We start from the raw sequence: 18,521 nt of genomic DNA on the forward strand, positions 1-18,521 counted from the left end.
ACAACGCCCTCGGATACCTCTGAGCCGCTCTTATAAACACAAAAAAAGCGTGAATCTCCAGAGCGTCAGGCCCCTGAGGTTCGCGCTTTTCGTTCTTCTTTATTTCTCCCGGCCGCCAAAATACTCCAGCAGCGCCTGCAGATCACGGTGCGCCGGGTAATGGCTCAGTTGATCGATGATGTCCTGCGCTTCGGCGAGGTACCGGCGGCTCAGCGCTTCGGTTTGCTCCAGCGCACCGCTCGCTTGGATTGCCGCCACAACGGCGTCTACTTCGCCTTTGGGGCTGTCCGCCGTAATCGCCCGGATCGACGGCGCCAGCGCCTCATTCTGCAGGGCATAGAGGACGGGGAGCGTCACCTGGCCGCCGCGCAGGTCGCTGCCGGCCGGCTTGCCCAGCTTCTCCGCCGATTGGGTGAAGTCGAGCACGTCGTCGCGGATTTGGAACGACATGCCGAGCTTCTCGCCGAAGGCGTACAGCAGCTCGGCCGTTTCCGCGTCCGCGCCGGCGGCCTTCGCGCCGATTTGCAGGCAAGTGCCCATCAGCTGGGCGGTTTTGTTCCTCGACTTCTCCAAGTATTCCGCAATCGTGACATCGTAATCATACAGATGGGAGAGCTGCTGGTATTCGCCCAAGCACAGCTTCGTTGTAGCCAGAGAGGAGAGATCGTAAACGAATTTCTCCCGTTCCGCGGAATACACGGAGATCAGCTCGATGACCCTGGCGGACATATAATTGCCGACATGCAATGCGCCGCTTACGCCCAGCTTGATATGCATCGCTTTCTGGCCGCGCCGCATCGGCGAATCGTCGATGATGTCGTCATGGATCAGGGAAGCGGCATGAATGAATTCCGCGGCGGCTGCGAGCCGCCATACCTTCTTAGAATCGGGGGCGGGACCGAAGCGGCTGCCAATGATGACCATCAAGGGACGAACCCGCTTGCCGCCCGAACGGACCAGTTCCACGATGCTCTTGGCCAACTGGGAGGAACGGGGGACGTCACGGTCGTATTTTACCATGTTTTCAATTTCCCGATCGACCGTTTTCAAAGAGATGTTCAGCGATTCTTCAAGCTTCATGGCGATCCCTCCCTGGACATGAATTGGCGGTTTCACGAATTCGACGCTTGCGGTATGCCGGCGGCAGGCAGTTGCACGCCCTTACATCGCCTTTGAGGCGGTGCTGCGATTGCTCTCCAACTGCAGGAACAGTTCCCAGGCTTTGAGCAAGCGCTCGTCCTCGGGGCGTCCCTCGACACGTTTGATTTGCAGCTGTTTGATGATGGGAGCGAGATGCGCGAGCAGATCGTATTCTTCCCACTTTAGGCACAGCTCGACGTAAAAACTGTATAGGTAGTCGCCGTCCAACACTTTGCGGGTTAGCGTTTCGCCGGGGGCGAGGGAGCTGCATTCGCTGTGGCGTTGAAGAGCGAGCTTGATTGCGATGTAAATGGATAACAGTCGGCACTGGCGTACCGGTGTCATGTCGTATTGCTCCAGCAGGATTGCTGGCGGGGTTGCTTCATCTTGGGGTAAATCCAACTTGATGCCGGCCTCGGGCGATAATTCGCCCTGCAATAAGCGGTAAGCGTCTTGAATGAGTTGTAATTTCATTAGGGCACACTCCTCACAGAGGTAGTTCAAAAAGCCGTCTTGCAGGGGACCCTGACACCGATTTCGGCAATTGGAGAAAAAGGAGAGTAATGTGCGCCAGGCGCACATTACTCCGGTTCAAGGTTTCATCAAGAGCTGCAATTATTCCGTATAGAGATACCATCTTCGCACCAGCGGGATTCGTTTCCACTGTTTCTTGAGCCAAGGAAGCACGTAGTAATCCAGGCCAAACGTGCTGCCCGATCCGCCGATCAGTGCGACGCCAGCGGTCATGTACCACAGCATTTCCGCCGAAGCCATGCTGGAGGACCAGATCATAACGCCCAGTGCAACGGTGGCTGCCGAAGCGACCGCGGTGAAGAGACCCACGATGATCATGACGCCCAGCGCGATTTCCGCAAAGACCATGAAGAATTGGAATACCGTTGCCAAAGCGGTGAAACCGCCGTCCGAAGTGTAGAAGAACACGTCCATGAACCAACCGACGATCGACTTGATAAATCCGGGCACCGGCAGGGCGGTGACAGCCGTCGAGGCGCTTTCTACAGCCGAAGCCGCCGCTTGGGCGTCTACGGTTTTCGTGACTTCACCGGCCGCTTCACTGGCTGCCGAAATAACGTCGGCATTCGGAGAAGCCGGGATCAGGAAGATGTTCGATGGATCCTTCCAAACTTTCGGCAGCTTGTCGAGTCCTTCTTCCAGCCATTTGTAGCCGACGAAGATCCGCAGCGGCAGGAGCCAGAAGTTTGGTGAACGCTTCGCGAAGTGGCCGCCGACGAAGCTTCTGCGATTGTTTACGTGGAAGAATTCATGCATCATATAAGTCCATACTTTGGCAAAGCCGGCCACGGTGAACAGGTAGTACATATTGATCAAGTGCTTGCTGAACATCGCCATAAAGCCGCTCAGCATAAACATTTTGTTCGGCAGACCGACATTCGCTACCCCGTAGCGGCTGCCGATACATACCATCGTTCCGTGGAAGCCCGGTTTATACGACTTCTTCGGTTTGCCGTGAATATCCGCGTGAATGTTGTGCGCGATCAGCGGACCGGCCTGTTCGGCATTTTCAACCATCTGCGGTACCGGACGGGTCTCGCCTTCCGGAATGAAGAAGATGTTGTCGCCGACGACATATACGTCTTCGTGATCGATGCTTTGCAGCTTATCGTTGGTTACGATCCGTTTGCGGCCTTCCTGCTTCACGTCGAGCCTGCCGACGAGCTCGGAGCCTTCAACACCGGCCGTCCAGACGATCGTGTCCGCTTCCAGCTCTTTGCCTTCTCCAAGCTGTACGCTGGTTGGCGTTACTCCGGTGATCTTGGCGCTCGTAACGATTTCTACGTTCATCTTGTGCAGTCGTTTCGCGGCCTTCTCGATCAATTTGTCGGGCAGGATCGGCAGGATTTTCGGAGCCATATCGGCAACGACCAGGCGAACCTCGCTCGGATCGATAAAGAACTCTTTGCACAGCTCGTCGCGGAACTCGGCTAATTCGCCAACCAATTCCACGCCGGTAAAGCCAGCGCCTACGACGACGAAGGACAGCATTTTGCGGCGTTTGGCCGCATTGCGAACTTTGGCCGCTTCGCTGAACTTGCCTCGAACTTGCTCCTTCAGACGCACGGCGTCCTCATAGGACCACAGCGTCAGCGCGTGTTCCTCGGCGCCGGGGATCCCGAAGAAAGTAGGTTTACAACCGGTACCGATAACGAGGTAGTCGTATTTATATGTCGATTGCTCGGAACGAAGTTCTTTGGCGTTAAAATCAATATGGTCGATGGAATCCAGAACCACGTCGACTTTTTGACCGGCAAAAATCTTCTTCAGTTCGATTTTGACCGAATCCTCCGGCGCCCGATTGGCCGCGACTTCATGCAACTCTGTCAGCAGCGTGTGGTAGGGGTTCCGGTCGATCAGCTGGATCTCCACGTCTTTATCTTTTTTGAACAGTTTGGCCAGATGCTTGGAAGTCACAACACCGCCATAACCGCCGCCCAAAACTACGATTTTCTTCAAGAGATTCACCTTCTCATTTTAGGGTGGGGGGATGCGATTATTTCGCTTGTTCAAGGGCTTTGGCAACGAGTTCGAAATGCGGTTGCAGCGTGATCGTAGCACCGGCGATGGCATCGGTTTTGCCTTCTTCATTAAAGGTTACGGCTGCCGGATCTTGCTTCTCGACCAGGAAAGCTTCGGCTTTTGCCGCTTCTTCATGCCATTCGCCTTGCGAGCCAGCGGCTTTCATGCCGTATTTGCCGTCGATCGAATATTGCTTCTTGTCTTCGCCTTTATCGTTTACGCCGCTAAAGTTGACTTTAACGATCTTGCCAGCCGCAACCACGACATCAACGGTGTCTTTCCAGCCGGAGTGTTCGTCGAAGGCCGCGCCTTCGGCATGGTAAGTGCCGTCTTTGTATGGGCCGGCTTCAACCGGGCCTGCGGCCAGTGCTTGATCCGCCAAGTTAAAGAAATCATTCACATGCACGGATACGCCGGCAATCGCGTCGGTTTTGCCTTCTTCATTCAGCGTGACCGCTTTCGGATCTTGCTTCTCGATCAGGAATTGCTCGACCTTCTCGGCTTGCTCATGCCATTCGGAAGCGGCGCCGCCGGCTTTCATGCCGTATTTGCCTTCTTTGGAATAAGTCACTTTATCGACAGGAGCTTTTTCGCTCAGCGCGTTCCACTTGGCTTCGGTGATTTTTCCCCCGGAGACCGTCAGGGTTACGTAGGATTGCCAACCGGAATTCGCATCCACTTCCCCTTGGGCGAAGTACACGCCGTCTTGGTATTTGCCTTGCTCTGAAGCCGAGTTGCTGCCGCCGGCATTCGTCTCGTTGGTTGCGGCCGCGTTATTTGCCGGTTCCGGCGTGTTTGCGCTATTGGCGTCGTTGTTCGAACCGCAGCCGGCCAATACACCGAGCAGCAGGGCACTGCTAAGGATAATTGAAGCTTTTTTCATGATAGAGACCTCCAATGTGAATTTATATATATTAAAATGTGAAGACATTTTAATAACGAAAATCAGGTGGGGCAAACCTTGAAGAAGGCTGGTTTTATGAGGGGTTCGGGAGTCCCGAAACCTTTGTTCGATGGAATTTTAGCATATAAAAATAGGTGTTAATGTGAAATAAATCACATAATATGTGACATAAAACAACCTCTCAAATCGGCAGAAGCGGCGCCCCGCAAGGGTTTGGGCAGTTGAAAGCGATTGCCTAATTTTTAAAATATTTATTTTTAAAGATGGGGCCGATACACAGGCTGGGAGAACTTGGTTATCATTTAGCCGGTCGGGTACGCAGGCCCGAGTCAGCGGACTTCAACAGGAAGTTGCGAGAATAGGTCTAAGTACCCTATCCTAGCAGGCCTGGCATCCCTGATTTTTGGGAAAAAGCCCTGCTGATTCGACCGAAAAGAGGGTCTGTAAACAAAAAGTTCCAAATAACTTATGAAAATAGTCATGCCCGATGCCGATAAAGATAGAAGCGGGCATGCCCGAAAAAAACGCGAAACGGAAAGAAGGCATCCTTTTTGACGGTGTACAGGACGTTTATTTTGCGCCTATTCATAAATTACGCCGCCGGCTCCTTGCTTGCGGTCATCGCGATCGCAAGTCTCATCGCCGCAGCGCGATTGGATATTCCCCCTGCGGAATATGCATGGCTGATCGGTGTCCTGAGCGTGTCGCTATGCAGCATGCTTGGATTGGAAGGGGTTGTATTCGCCCGGCAAATCAAGCCGATCCGCAGCGTATTCATGGAGGAAGTCGGCAGCTACCAAACGCTTAAGAATGTATATATCCGCACGCATCGCCTACCTTCACTGGCCGTCAAACGGATTCTCGGACCTCATCTGTTTGGCCTGGTGGTCCCGGGCGCGGGCTTAACGCTGGGACTGATCCATGCCGACCGCCTGTCGATTCCGCCATACTACGTGCTGCTTGCCGCTCTCGGCGCCATACTGGTCAGCGGCATGCATGCTTTGATTGAATTTTATTTGACCTCCTATGCGATCCGGCCGGTTCTGGAGGAGCTTATCGTCTGGAGCCGCAAGATGTTCGGCAAGGAATTGTCGCTTCACGGAAGGGTTATCGTCCCCGTATCTCGAAAGTTAATATGGAGTTTCTTCTTGATGAGCATGGCACCGCTGCTGCTCTATAGTTTATCGATGCAATTTCGGCTGGAGGACTTTGGCCATAGCGCCTATGCCTATTGGCAATGGGCCGGATACATTTTGGCCGTGAGCATTGTCTTTGCGACGATCGGTTCCCGGCTGCTGGCACGCGAGATTATGCTGCCCATCCAGCACTTGTACGAGCGAATGGCCGAGGTGAAGAACGGAAGCATCCGGACGGGAGCCAGCGCTTTGTTTTCCGACGAGTTTTCCCGTTTGGTTACGGGATTTAATCATATGCTCCGGGGCTTGCAGACGCAAGCGGCTCGCAACAGTCAATTAATGGACAGCTATTTCGCCACCTTGGCGGCGGCGCTGGACGCCAGAGATCCGTATACGGCCGGCCATTCGCTGCGGGTTGCGGAATACGCCGTCAAGATCGGCGAGCTGGCCCGTTTGCCCGAGGAGCGCATTGACGAGCTGCGCAAGTCGGCGCTGCTCCATGATATCGGCAAAATCGGCATTCGCGATGCGGTTCTGTTGAAGGAAGGCCGCTTAACGGAAGAGGAATGGGAGCAGGTGAAGCAGCATCCGGCTCTCGGAGAGGCGATATTAAAGCAGGTGGAGCCAGCGGACGCAATGGCGCCTTACTTGCCCGGGGTCCGGTCGCATCATGAACGTTATGATGGAGGAGGGTATCCGGACGGGCTGACCGGCGAAGAAATCCCGCTGTTTGGACGGATTATTGCCGTGGCTGACGCTTTTGACGCCATGACCTCCGATCGGCCTTACCGGAAGGGCTTGAAACGGGAGCAAGCTATCGAGATTTTGGAACAGGGCTGCGGAACCCAGTGGGATCCGTATTTCGCCGAATTGTTCGTGCAGCATTATCGGCGGGAAAACCAAAGCAAAGAATCGGGCTGATTCCGCCAAGGACAGGCTGATTCGCCAATCGGGAGTGGGGATATGGGGATCGGTAAAACCTTTGTGTTGAATCTTAGCTTGTTGGTTACGGTGGCCTATTTGGCCAATATCCTATATAAATACGTTTTGCGAAAAGTGTCGCAGAACACCCTTCATGTCCTATCCGTTCTGTTGATGATCTTGTCGGGCTGGATTTGCATGAAGTTCGGCTTCCAACTCAAAGAGGATGTTTTGTTCGACCTTCGCCTGGTGCCGCTAATCATAGCGGCATTTGTGTACTCAAGTCCGCTGACGCTGATCGTGATCGGAACCGGGATCGGCTTGGCCCGGCTGACGTTCGGTTACAGCGAGGCCGCGATGGTCGGTTTGCTGAACCTGACCTTGCTGGGATTTGTTTGTGCCGGCCTGAACCTTTGGATGCGGCGCACCCGTCACCGCTTTGCCGTCAAAGGCATGGTTACCATCCTGGTCGTTAATGTGGTCAATTGCTTGAACATTGCTGTCTTCGGTGTCGTGCCGGCACGGCATTATTTGCTTGAAATCATGCCGGTCGCGCTGCCGATGAGTATCCTGCTCAGCTTGGGATTCGCCCTGATCCTTCGCGATTTCCAGCTTGGGGCCAGGCAAAACCTGGAGCTGAAGTACGCCAATGAGCTGCTCCGCAAGCAAACGGATGAGCTGCACAAGGCCAAGATCGTGCTGGAAGACCGGGCCAAACAGCTGGCCCAGGCTTCCAGATATAAATCGGAATTTCTGGCGACGATGTCGCACGAGCTGCGGACGCCGCTGAACAGCATCATCAATCTGGCGGAAATGATCGGCGAATCGGAGGAGGCCGGGGAAGAGATCGCGGAATACGGCCGCATTATCAATAAATCCGGGCATGAGCTGCTGCAGATCATCAATGACATTCTGGATTTGACCAAGGTCGAGGCGGGGCGTCTGGAGATTATGAACGAGGAGGTGGTGCTGGCCGAGCTCCCCGTCTGGATGCAGGTGCAGTTTGAACGGACCGCCGCCCAGAAGGGAATCGCTTTTAATATCCGACAGGAGGCGGGCTTGCCCGATTCGATCATCTCCGACCCGCAGCGGATCGTACAAATTTTGCGGAATCTATTGTCCAATGCGTTCAAGTTTACGCATGAGGGATACGTGGAGCTGGATATCCGCAGAGCTGCGGCGAACGAGGTATCCGATGGGGAATGGCTGGTCTTCACCGTATCGGATACCGGCATCGGCGTAGCTGAGGAGAAGCAGTCCGCCGTTTTCGAGGCGTTTCAGCAGGCGGACGGATCGATCAGCCGGCGATACGGGGGAACCGGGTTGGGGCTTTCGATCAGCAGCAACTTGGCCCGGCTGTTGGGCGGGTACATCCGAATGAAAAGCAAAGAGGGACAGGGCAGCGCGTTTTCTTTCTACTTGCCCTTAAAGCCGGCCCGGGAGCATGAGGGGGAGGCGGGTTAGTCGACTGGCTTGCCGTAACGGACCGCTTATCGTTAAAATGGGAAGAAGAAAGGAAGGGATGACAGGTTATGGAGAAGCATGAGATTTCCACGGCAGCCGCACCGGGTGCGATTGGCCCTTATTCGCAGGGGATCCAACTGGGCGACTTGATCTTTACCTCCGGCCAGTTGGGGCTGGTGCCGGAAACCGGCCAGTTCGCCGAAGGGGTCGAAGCGCAGGCCGCGCAGGCGCTGCGGAATGTTCAAGCCGTGTTGGCCGCCGCCGGAAGCGGATTGGACAAGGTCATCAAGACGACCGTATTCCTGAAGGATATGAACGATTTTGCCAAGGTGAACGAAGTGTACGGTTCGTTTTTCGCCGCGCCGTATCCTGCGCGCAGCGCCGTCGAAGTGGCGCGGTTGCCGAAGGACGGCCTTGTTGAAATTGAGGTTATCGCGGTTAAATAACGGCCCAAGCCCCGGCTCTTTTGAGCCGGATAAGCTGCCGGAGGGTGCAACCTTCCGGCGGCTTTTTTTGCGAAGATAACGCAGTTGGCCGGACGCTTTGCATGATGATCCCCTTTGATCAGATAGGTCGTGAACTGGATAAGAAGCTCGACCTACTCCGGGCTCCCGCCCCCCTGAATGAAAGGGATAGGCGTGCAAAGGCAGCAGGAGGGACATCAAGGCATGAACACAAGATAGCCCTAATCACGTTCATAAGAGCGCAGAAAGGAGAGCCATAGCGCATAAACGACCAGGGCGAGGACTCCGGCGCCGGAGACGATCGCCACGATGCGGTGAGGCCCAGGCCCGGTCGTTATGGCGCCATACCCCCAGGCAAACGTGAGCGGAACGATAGCGTCCCGCCATCGGAACCCGATCCGGCAGGCGGCGGCGACCCCGATAACCAGGAGGAGGATCGTGGGCCCGGCCTGCCATGGGCCGGAAAGCGGACCTTCGGAACCGTAGGCCCGGAGCAGCGCGGCGTCGATGCTGGCGAGCGCGGTAACGGAAATCCACCCGAAATACAGGCTGAAAGGAAGGCGCACAAACCAGACCTCTGCGGCGGACGGGCGGAGGATTTGCCGGGTGCTTCGGTACATGGAGGCCGCGGCGGCCACCAGCAGGAGCAACGCCGCCAGCGAAAGCAGAGGGTACCGATCGCCCAGCGTCACCCAAGCGATGGAGAGCATGCAGGACAACAGGAAACGCATCGGCATGGGCGGAGCCGAAAACGGCTCGCGGTTCGGCCGCAGCAACGGATACAGGACCCAACCGGTCAACAAGCCGTAAATGAGCAGCCAGACCGAGAGGTTGTAACCCGCCGGGGTGAGGAGCGCATGAAAGCCTTGCGAAAGCCCTCCGGGACGGCGGATGCCGAACGGGAGCGCCGCTGCCGCCAGGTTTGCCGCTATCAGCGTCGCAAACGAGGCGAGATTACACCAATAACCGGTCCGGTCGCGCCTCAATGGATACCTACCTCCTTCGTTTGTCTTGGTACTTGCAATATTCCCCATTTTTCTTCAAAAGATAAGGGACGGGAAGGATCGCGGTTTTATATGCCGCGTTTTTCGTATAAGATGTTAGTAACGAATTTTGGCTAGGAATCAGGATAACCGACGGGAGATCATCATGAATCAACGTCTTTACGGAATATGGCTGGGCGATGTGTTGTTTTGCTTCTCCGGAGAAGTCTCGGAGTCGAAGGTGGATGCCTGGACCGCAGTGCTTCGGCGGATGGAGCCGAAGCCGGGAGTCCGGCCTTTTCAGCATGCTGTGCTGCGGCTGGCGGAGGTCAGGTATCCCGTCTCTACCGTACGGAAGTCCTATAAGAGCGGGGAACGGCGGAGTCTGGTCGGCCGCTCTCTTGAGGGGTTGTCCTTGCCTGTATCCGAGGCGTGGCGCCTGCTTCTGCAATGGGACGAATCGGTTTGGGAGGAGCAGGGGATTAAGCCGGGTGCGGAAATGAGCTATTGGAGCAAAGCGGCCCGGTTTGCCCTGGAGTTGCTGCTGCGCGGCAGGATTGCGCCGTCCATACGTCCGGTGGCTGCCACCGGGCGACGCCGCGGCGCACAGGGGCAAATGCGAGCGGCCTGGGGGCCGCTGCTGACGGAGCCGGAGGACGCGGCTCGGTTTCGGCGGCTGGCTGGCGCGATGCCGCCGATTTGTCTGGCGGCCGTGCAAACGGGCGCGGTATCCTCCGAAGAAGAAGGGCTGCTCGAGGACCGGCAGATGGCGGTGCTGCACTCGTTTTTGACCGCAATGATCGATCACGAAACGCGAGGTGCGGTTCAGGATCTGGGGCGGAAGCTGAATGCCGTCCGGGCCGACTACCACCGGGGCTCCTCGCCGCTGGCCGAGCTATGGTGGAACGGCCTCCTGACCGGCGGGCAGCCTGCCGATATTCAGGGAAGCGCGGCGGAGTTGGAGCAGCTAAGCGCAGACGTCGCCGCTGCCGGAGGCGGCCGCCCCCGAGCCGCGCAACCCGAAGCCGGCGGCCTGGCGACGGGAAGCTTGCGCCTCTGCCTGCGCGTGGAGCCGTACCAGGACTACGGAGAGGCGCCAGCGGCGTCTTCGTCCTGGCGGCTCAGCTTTTGGGCCGAAGGGGCGGAGGATGCCGGCGTGCTGCTGCCGGCCGGGCTGATTTGGAGTTATCCCGAGCCGGACCTGGAAATCCACGGCCTCCTGTACCGAAACGTACAGGAGAGCTTCCTTCTGCGGCTGAGCAAAGCGGCCGGGGTATCCCGGGAAGTGGCCGCCGCACTGGAGAGCCCGCGCCCGCAGGAACTGTTCATGGAACCGGAGGAAGTTCTTGCTTTCTTAAGCAAATCGGTGCCGGCGCTGCGCAAGCATGGCGTAACCGTGCAAATGCCGAGCCGCTGGACCCGGGAGGGGCGGCGTCCGGCCGGCATTCGCCTCAAAACCCGGGGATTTGCGGCCGGGTCGCCGGAAGGCGGGGCGGCCGGGATGCCGAAGTTGGGCGTGGACGAATTGGTCGCCTTTGAAGCGGAGGCGCTGCTCGGCGGCCGCGAGCTTACCCGGGAGGAACTGGCCGAGCTGGCTTCGGCGAAGCTGCCGCTCGTTTTTTTTCGCGGCGAATGGATTGAAGTCGATGTGAAGGAAATCCGTCAGGTGCTCAAGTTTATGAAGCGCCATGAACACGGAACCCTAACCTTTCGGGAATTGATGCACCTGGCTTCCGGCGAGGAGGACGTGCAACTGGAGGGGGTGGATATCGCCGGCATCGAGGCCACGGGGATGCTGTCCATGCTGATGACCGGCGGGGCGGTTCGTCAGCCGCAGCCGCGGCCGGTGCCTTCCGGATTAAACGGGACGCTGCGCCCTTATCAGGAACGGGGATACCAGTGGCTGGCCACGATGCGCGAGCTCGGATTCGGCGCCTTGCTGGCCGATGACATGGGTTTGGGGAAAACGGTGCAGGTCATTTCCGTGCTGTTGGACGGCGCCGCGCAGGCCAAAGGCAAGAGCCTGATCATCTGTCCGACCTCCTTGCTGGGCAACTGGCAGCGCGAGTTCTCCCGCTTTGCTCCGGGGCTGCGCCTGTACGTGCACCATGGGAGCGACCGTTATCGCGAGGAGCGCTTTCTGCAAGAGTACCGGACGTGCGACATCGTTCTGACGACGTATCCGTTGGCCGGCCGCGACGCCAAGGAACTGCGTTCGGTCGAGTGGACGACGGTGGTGCTGGATGAAGCCCAGTACATCAAAAATTACGGAACCAAACAAGCGCAAAGCGTGATGAAGCTTAGCGCGCCGCACCGGATCGCCATGACGGGCACTCCGGTGGAGAATCGGCTGAGCGAGCTGTGGTCGATCTTCCAATTTCTGAACCCCGGATACCTGGGCACGCACTCGTCGTTTCGGACGCGTTATGCCGGAGCCGGGGGAGAGCAGCAAGCGGCCGAGCTGCAGAAGCTGCGGAAGCTGGTTGCGCCGTTCCTGCTGCGGCGCCTCAAGAGCGACCCGGATATCCGCAAGGACTTGCCGGAGAAGATCGAGCTGAAATCCTACTGTACGCTGACCGCCGAACAGGCCCGTCTCTATCAAACGGTGACGGCGGAGCTGCTCGGGCGGATCGGCAGCCATAACGGCATTGCCCGCAAGGGGTTGGTGTTATCTTCGCTGACTCGGCTGAAGCAGATCTGCGATCACCCCGAGCTGGTTCGGGGGGGCCGGCCGCCGGAGTCGGCCGTTTTCGGGCGCTCGGGCAAGATGGAGCGGCTCGGTGAACTGCTCGATATGATTATGGACAGCGGGGAAGCGGCGCTGATTTTTACCCAATACGTGCGAATGGGGGAGCTGCTGCAAGAACGGTTGGCGGAGCGGTACGGCATCCGCCCGTTTTTCCTTCACGGCGGCGTGCCGAAGGGAGCACGCGATGCGATGGTGCGGGCGTTCCAGGACGGCGAAGGTTCGCCGATCTTCGTATTATCCTTGAAAGCCGGCGGCGTCGGCCTCAACCTGACCCGGGCCAACCACGTCGTCCATTATGACCGGTGGTGGAACCCGGCGGTGGAAAACCAGGCGACCGACCGGGTGTTCCGAATCGGGCAGCAGAAGAACGTCGAGGTGCACAAGCTCATCTGCCAAGGAACATTGGAGGAGCGGATCGACGAATTGATCGAGCGGAAAAAAACGTTGTCGGAGCAGGTGGTTGGCTCCGGCGAGCAATGGCTGACGGAAATGAGTGACGAGGAGCTGCGCAGCCTGATCGTCCTGCGGGAAGGCGGGCTTTTCCCGGAAGGGGCGTTCGGCTTCAGCTAAGCGCCTGCACCTAAGGCTCGGGGCAACTGCAGGAAGGAAGCTGTGCGTACCTGTTCGAAACAACAGGACACACCTGGTAGAAAAGTTTGGCGTAGAGGAGGATTACGCGTGACCCAGCCCAAGAAGATAGCGCAGGAGTCCGGCGAGCCGAAGGTTCGTTATGAAGCGGAGGGCCTGCGGGTGGAACTGGAGCCGGAGCATGCGGTGCTGATCCCGGTGGCGCCGGCAGCGGAGCGGGAGAAGCAAGCGCTGCTGCGCCGGCTCTCGGAGCGTCCGCGCATGGTGGCGGCGCTTGCCGAGCACGGGGCCGCCGGCATCGCGAAGCTGCTGCCGGCGGAGCTTGCGCCGTGGCCGCTTGGCGCAGGCGGGGCGGCGGCTGCGGACGGCCGCGGCAAAAGCCCGGGCCACGACGGCGGTGGGGGTGCCGCCGCGAGCTCCGGCGAGGGCCGCGCGGCCGCCGCTCCGGGCGCGTGGGGCGGCGCGCGCTGTGCCTGCGGCGACCCCGGCTGCGCCCGGCTTGCGCCGGCGCTGGCCGCCGCCCGTGCGGCCTGGGCGGCGGCCGCCGAGCTGCGGCTCGCCCGGCTCGGCTGGACGCGCGAGGCGCTGCTCGCCGCCGTGTGGGCGGCCTGGGCCGCCGCCGCGCCGCTGGCGGACGCCGAGGCCGCGTTGCGCCGCGCCGCCGGGCCGCGCGAAGGCGCGCGCCGCGAGGCCGCCGGCCCGGGCGGCCAGCCGCTGGCCGAGCGGCTGGCCGAGGCAGCCGAGCAAGGCCGGCTGCACCAACCCGGGCCGGAGTTCCACGACGTCGACGTGGAACTCGGCCCGGCGGGCCCAGCGGCGGGCGCGCAGCCGCCGCTGCCCGGCCCGGACCCGGCGCCGTGGGCGGCGCTGCTGCCCGGCGTGCGGGGGGCGGCGACGGGGCTGTCGCTCGTCGCCGGGCGGGTCATGCAGCGGGCGGAGGAGCTCGCCGCCCCGCTGCGCCGCGGGCCGCGCTGACCTGCCCTGCGCGGGCCGCGCGGCTGTCCGGGCCGCCCCGGCTGCCCGTGCGGAGTACGACCGCTCAACCGCGCCGCCAGACTCCCCCCACGCTGCAGAGTAACGCTCCCGCACGTGACCGCGTCCCGCCTACAGACGGATCGCTCCCGGCACTAAGCTGCACTCCCCACCAAGCTCACCAAGCCGTGTTCTCTCACCAATAAGTCTTATTCTCTTAAACGCGCTTCGCTGCTTTACCTGATCGCATCCGTAACAAGCTCATTTCGCACTCCTTCTCCCTCTGTACGTTCCACGCTCCAAGTTTGCCCATGCTAATCACGAATCTCGGTCGCCTGCATTCCTCCTCCGTCTTAAGAGAACTCTTCCTGCAACCTCTCACCAGCGGGGCTAAAAACCGGAGAAGCCGCGTCCTAAGTCGCAGGACAGTTTCACGGGGGTGCAAAATCTGGTATGATAATGAATATTTCGCGGGGAGGAATCATGTCATGAATATTTTACGACGGTTGAAAGACAGTGCGGGCAAGGTTACCGATCGCGCGCAAAATGTCGTGGAGATCGGCAAACTGAACACCCAAATTTCCAATATCGAACGCGAACTCGGTTTATATTTTCAGAAAATGGGCGAAGTGTTTTTTGAGGCTTACCGGAAAAAGGATATGGCCGCAGCGGAAAAAGAGATGCTTGAGCTGGCCAAAACCTGCGATTTGCTCACGGAAGAGCGCGACGAAATCCGCATGAAAATCGCCGAACTCAAAAATGAACGCCTGTGCGGCGATTGCGGGCGGAACGTGGCAGAGGACGCCTTGTTCTGCCAATATTGCGGCCATAAGCTGGCCAAGGCGAAGCCGGCCGTTCCGACGGAAGTGCTGAAGCCCGCCGAGAAACCGGCGCAGCCTCCGGTGGACCGCGAGGCGGCGGTGAGTTCCGAGCCGGCCGTCATGGAGCCGGCGGCGGTCAGCGAGATGGATACGCTGGTGCTTGCCGCTTCCCTGGTTCGCGAGAAGACGGAGCAGCGGGAACCGGCCGAGGTGCCCGAGGCGGCGGAGCCGACCGATTCCGAGGAAGAGGAGCGCCGGCAGCGCGAGCTGGAGCGGGAGCGCAAACGCCAGGAGGAGCTGGACCGGCGCATCCGCAGTTGGTCGCAAACCGCCGGGGCGTCGCAACCGGAGAGCCCGGAAGTGGAAGTGATGATCGGCGGCGTGGCCACCGTCAAGTGCCAAATTTGTTCTTCTACGCTGGTGAAAGGCACGAAATGGTGTCCGCATTGCGGCTCGGAACAAATTTGATGCCGCAATGCGGCGGGGCTCAAAGTTCATCAGGTTGTCATAATGTCAACCGCCTTCGCAGCGCAGTCATTCGTAGTAATAGATAAGCATGCGGTATTCGCCGGCAGGGCGGCGCAGGGACGAGCCGGGAGGCGGTCCCGCAGCTGCCGTGCCGGTTTTGCTTACGCAGGTCCGATGGAGCTTGGCGCGGCTTACGGCGGATGTTCCCGCCGGCGGCGGGGGATGCTATACCGCATAATTCAGTGATCAGGAGCGTGAACAGACACATGGAGTGCATCGTGCATTTTGACGTCGTATATAAGGATGAAGTGAAGAGTTTGCGGGGGCTGATTTTTCTCGATCCCGGGAAGTCTCCGAAAGAAAGCGATTTTCTGCAGATGTTCGAGGAAATGGGATACAAGCTGCGCATGGAGGACCGGCAAAACCTCGTGTTTAAGCCCTCCGAAGCCGGTTCGGATTACAGCGAGATCCGGGTGCGCCGTCTCGACACAGGCGAGAAGAGCTATAAGGAAGACGGTGAATTGAAATCGCTGCTCACCAACCTTCTGCCGCGGGAGCAAAAACCGCTCTAATTCGCGTCACTCTCGCAAGCTTTGCAAAGTTTTCACGAATCCCTCGAAATTCCTCTTCCTCTTCCCGGGCGGGATGCGTTATACTTCTAACATTGTGTATGAATCCATGGATTTTCCGTATAAGTACAGGGATCGGCCTGTATGTCTCTACCTGATCACCGGAATGATCGGACTACGGAAAGTAACGCTGCGTATAAGCCCGGGAAGCGGAGGCTTCAGGTTTCTTTTTGCCTGACACCTTGGTTCCGCTTTTTTCTTCGGGTTCGCATCGGGTGCTTTCTGTTTACACGTCCATTTCCGTTCAGGAATGGGCTTTTTTGCGTTTGGCTGATATTTAGAAATAATTCGTTTGGAGAGGGGAAAACGGGAATGAAACTGCTGAGGGATAAAGTGATGGCGGAAGGGACTGTGCTGGGAAACCAGGTATTGAAGGTGGATTCGTTTCTGAACCATCAAATGGATCCGGTGCTGATGAAGGAAGTGGGGGCCGAGTTTGCCCGGCGGTTTGCCGGCGAGGGCATAACGAAGGTGCTGACGATCGAATCCTCGGGAATCGCCCCGGCGATTATGACGGCATTGGAGCTTGGCGTGCCGATGATCTTTGCGCGCAAGCATCAATCGCTGACGTTGAAGGACAACATTTATGTGGAAAAAGTATACTCGTTCACCAAGCGGGAAACGAACGAGATCACGGTGTCGAAAAAGTTTCTGCGTGCGGATGACCGGGTGTTGATCGTGGACGACTTTTTGGCGAATGGCGAGGCTGCCTTCGGACTGGCCCGCGTTGTGGAGAAGGCCGGGGCCTTTGTTGCCGGCATCGGGATTGTCATTGAGAAGTCGTTCCAGCCGGGCGCGCGGCTGCTTACGGAAGCGGGATACCGCGTTGAGTCGCTCGTTCGGATTGCCTCGTTGGAAGATGGCGCAGTGGCCTTCGTCGAGGATGCGCCTATTCATTCATGCGATTAACTATCAATCAGGGGAGGAACTTTAACATATGGAACGAGAACGTATTTTTCAGAAACGCCGGCATCCGCTCAAAACCTTGTCGCTTGGCTTGCAGCACGTGTTGGCGATGTATGCCGGGGCGGTCATCGTACCGCTGATCGTCGGGGGCGCGCTGAATTTCACGCCGCAGCAGATGACCTATCTGATCGCTATTGACCTGCTGGCTTGCGGCGTTGCTACGCTGCTTCAGGTGTGGGGGAACCGCCTATTCGGCATCGGCCTCCCGGTTATGCTCGGCTGCGCCTTTCAGGCCGTGTCGCCGATGATCGCGATCGGACTGACGGACGGTGCGGGGGTCTCGGCGATTTATGGGGCGATCATCGCCTCCGGGGTGTTCGTCTTCCTGTTCGCCGGCTTGTTCGGCAAGCTGATCGCGTTGTTTCCGCCGGTCGTCACCGGCTCCGTCGTCACGATCATCGGCGTTACGCTGATCCCGGTGGCGATCTCCGATCTTGGCGGAGGCAGTCCGGGCGAGAATCCCGATTTCGGGAGTCCGCTCAACCTTGCGCTCGGCTTCGGGGTATTGCTGTTCGTTATTTTGATGAACCGTTTCGCCAAAGGCTTCCCGCGTTCGATCTCCGTACTGCTGGGCCTGATTGCCGGAACGCTGGTGGCGGCGCTGGCCGGCAAAGTGGACTTGACTCCGCTTAAAGAAGCCAGCTGGTTTCATGCGGTGCAGCCGTTTTATTTCGGCAAACCGACGTTCCACGCTTCGGCCATTCTGACGATGATTCTGGTGGCGATCGTCAGCGTTGCGGAATCAACCGGCGTGTTTATGGCGCTCGGCAAAATCGTGGGTAAAGAGATCACCGATAAGGATTTGACGCGGGGCTACCGGGCGGAAGGGCTTGCGATCATGCTCGGGGGGATTTTCAACTCATTCCCGTATACGACGTATTCGCAAAATGTCGGGCTTGTCCAGATGAGCCGGGTGAAAACCCGGGACGTCATCGTCGTGGCCGGCGCGCTGCTGATCCTGATCGGTTTTGTGCCGAAGATCGCCGCGCTGACGCAGTTGGTGCCGACGTCGGTGCTCGGCGGAGCGATGATCGCGTTGTTCGGGCTCGTCTTGTCTTCCGGCATTCGGATGCTGGGCGACCAGGTCGATTTGAACCGGCACGAAAACCTGCTGATCATCGCTTGTTCCGTCGGCATGGGGCTGGGCGTGACCGTGCTGCCCGAGCTGTTCGACCGGCTGCCGTCCACGCTGCGGATTCTCGTGGACAACGGGATCGTCGCGGGCAGCTTTACGGCGATCGTGATGAACCTGTTGTTCAACGGCCTGGGCGGAAATCGCCAGGTGTCTTCGGCGGAAGAGCCGGCCGAACCGGGCGAGTCCGCCGGGGCCACGGCGTAAAACGGCAGCTGGCACAAGGACAAGCTGCAACTATACTTGTTGCAACTATACCCGTTGCAGCTACATCTGTTGTGCTACATCCGCTGCAGTTGCTTCTCCGCCAGCTCGCCGATCCAAGGCAGCTTCAGCCATTTGCCCTGGAGCGCGGCCAGCATCAGCACCATCCAAAGCGTTACGCCCAGCAGGGTGAGAAGCAGGTTGACGACCAGGCCGATGACCGGGAGGAACCCGGACAAGGCGTGGGCCAACATCAGGCCGCCGAACAGCATGACGGACTGCAGCGCGTGGAACAGCACGAATCGGCTGCGCCGCTCCAGCGCGAGAAAAGCGACGCCGCCGACGAAGGCCAGCAGGTAACACAGGAAGCCGGCGACGTTCTCGTAGAGGCCGGTGGATGATTTGAAAGGGGACATATGGGCGA

15 protein-coding genes and 1 riboswitch are annotated in these 18,521 nt (G+C 58.7%); of the genes, 9 read left to right on the top strand and 6 right to left on the bottom strand.

All coding sequences use genetic code 11. The features are described from left to right. Positions 1 to 99: 99 nt before the first annotated feature. From ACZF99_RS03415 to ACZF99_RS03430, 4 genes are all read right to left on the bottom strand, one after another. Positions 100 to 1,080, bottom strand: a complete 981-nt coding sequence (locus ACZF99_RS03415; RefSeq protein ID WP_483609077.1) for a polyprenyl synthetase family protein — start codon at positions 1,078 to 1,080, stop codon at positions 100 to 102. Between the two features lie 81 nt (positions 1,081 to 1,161). Then, positions 1,162 to 1,614 carry a hypothetical protein gene (locus ACZF99_RS03420; protein ID WP_483609079.1) on the bottom strand — a complete coding sequence of 151 codons (453 nt, stop codon included), beginning with the start codon at positions 1,612 to 1,614 and terminating at the stop codon, positions 1,162 to 1,164. A gap of 141 nt (positions 1,615 to 1,755) precedes the next feature. After that, on the bottom strand, positions 1,756 to 3,633 hold the full coding sequence (locus ACZF99_RS03425) for an NAD(P)/FAD-dependent oxidoreductase (protein ID WP_483609081.1): 1,878 nt from the start codon (positions 3,631 to 3,633) through the stop codon (positions 1,756 to 1,758). A 37-nt stretch (positions 3,634 to 3,670) separates the two neighbouring features. Next, positions 3,671 to 4,579 carry an FMN-binding protein gene (locus ACZF99_RS03430; RefSeq protein ID WP_483609083.1) on the bottom strand — a complete coding sequence of 303 codons (909 nt, stop codon included), beginning with the start codon at positions 4,577 to 4,579 and terminating at the stop codon, positions 3,671 to 3,673. Between the two features lie 578 nt (positions 4,580 to 5,157). On the opposite strand from ACZF99_RS03430, the gene ACZF99_RS03435 reads away from it, so the two are divergent. The 3 genes from ACZF99_RS03435 (at position 5,158) to ACZF99_RS03445 (ending at position 8,567) form a co-directional block, all read left to right on the top strand. After that, positions 5,158 to 6,657, top strand: coding sequence for an HD-GYP domain-containing protein (locus ACZF99_RS03435; protein WP_483612515.1), 1,500 nt, complete (start codon positions 5,158 to 5,160; stop codon positions 6,655 to 6,657). Positions 6,658 to 6,699: 42 nt separating this feature from the next. Further along, entirely contained in the window at positions 6,700 to 8,121 is a 1,422-nt protein-coding gene (locus ACZF99_RS03440; protein ID WP_483609085.1) for an ATP-binding protein, read from the top strand. Positions 8,122 to 8,189: 68 nt separating this feature from the next. Then, the gene (locus tag ACZF99_RS03445) at positions 8,190 to 8,567 is read left to right on the top strand and encodes a RidA family protein (RefSeq protein WP_483609087.1); all 378 of its coding nucleotides are present in this window, start codon (positions 8,190 to 8,192) and stop codon (positions 8,565 to 8,567) included. Between the two features lie 239 nt (positions 8,568 to 8,806). Here ACZF99_RS03445 and ACZF99_RS03450 read toward each other — a convergent pair whose 3' ends face one another. Further along, on the bottom strand, positions 8,807 to 9,571 hold the full coding sequence (locus ACZF99_RS03450) for a hypothetical protein (RefSeq protein ID WP_483609089.1): 765 nt from the start codon (positions 9,569 to 9,571) through the stop codon (positions 8,807 to 8,809). A 163-nt stretch (positions 9,572 to 9,734) separates the two neighbouring features. On the opposite strand from ACZF99_RS03450, the gene ACZF99_RS03455 reads away from it, so the two are divergent. The 6 genes from ACZF99_RS03455 to ACZF99_RS03480 all read left to right on the top strand — a co-directional run bounded on the left by ACZF99_RS03455 (position 9,735) and on the right by ACZF99_RS03480 (position 18,100). Continuing rightward, positions 9,735 to 12,887: a DEAD/DEAH box helicase gene (locus tag ACZF99_RS03455; RefSeq protein WP_483609091.1), complete on the top strand. Its 3,153-nt coding sequence runs from the start codon at positions 9,735 to 9,737 to the stop codon at positions 12,885 to 12,887. Positions 12,888 to 12,995: 108 nt separating this feature from the next. Further along, complete coding sequence (locus ACZF99_RS03460) at positions 12,996 to 13,880, top strand: hypothetical protein (RefSeq protein ID WP_483609093.1); 885 nt, start codon at positions 12,996 to 12,998, stop codon at positions 13,878 to 13,880. A gap of 485 nt (positions 13,881 to 14,365) precedes the next feature. Continuing rightward, on the top strand, positions 14,366 to 15,166 hold the full coding sequence (locus ACZF99_RS03465) for a zinc ribbon domain-containing protein (protein ID WP_483609095.1): 801 nt from the start codon (positions 14,366 to 14,368) through the stop codon (positions 15,164 to 15,166). Between the two features lie 254 nt (positions 15,167 to 15,420). Beyond that, a complete protein-coding gene (locus tag ACZF99_RS03470) occupies positions 15,421 to 15,738 on the top strand; it encodes a hypothetical protein (RefSeq protein ID WP_483609096.1) in 318 nt (105 codons plus the stop codon). A gap of 95 nt (positions 15,739 to 15,833) precedes the next feature. Then, positions 15,834 to 15,933: riboswitch (purine riboswitch) on the top strand. 174 nt (positions 15,934 to 16,107) lie between these two features. Beyond that, complete coding sequence (locus ACZF99_RS03475; RefSeq protein ID WP_483609098.1) at positions 16,108 to 16,704, top strand: xanthine phosphoribosyltransferase; 597 nt, start codon at positions 16,108 to 16,110, stop codon at positions 16,702 to 16,704. 28 nt (positions 16,705 to 16,732) lie between these two features. Then, entirely contained in the window at positions 16,733 to 18,100 is a 1,368-nt protein-coding gene (locus ACZF99_RS03480; RefSeq protein WP_483609100.1) for a nucleobase:cation symporter-2 family protein, read from the top strand. Positions 18,101 to 18,174: 74 nt separating this feature from the next. Here the strand turns inward: ACZF99_RS03480 and ACZF99_RS03485 are convergent, their stop codons facing one another. Further along, the gene (locus tag ACZF99_RS03485; protein ID WP_483609102.1) at positions 18,175 to 18,513 is read right to left on the bottom strand and encodes a DUF4870 domain-containing protein; all 339 of its coding nucleotides are present in this window, start codon (positions 18,511 to 18,513) and stop codon (positions 18,175 to 18,177) included. Positions 18,514 to 18,521: the final 8 nt, after the last annotated feature.

The sequence above is a fragment of the Paenibacillus sp. JL3B1040 genome (assembly GCF_057063165.1).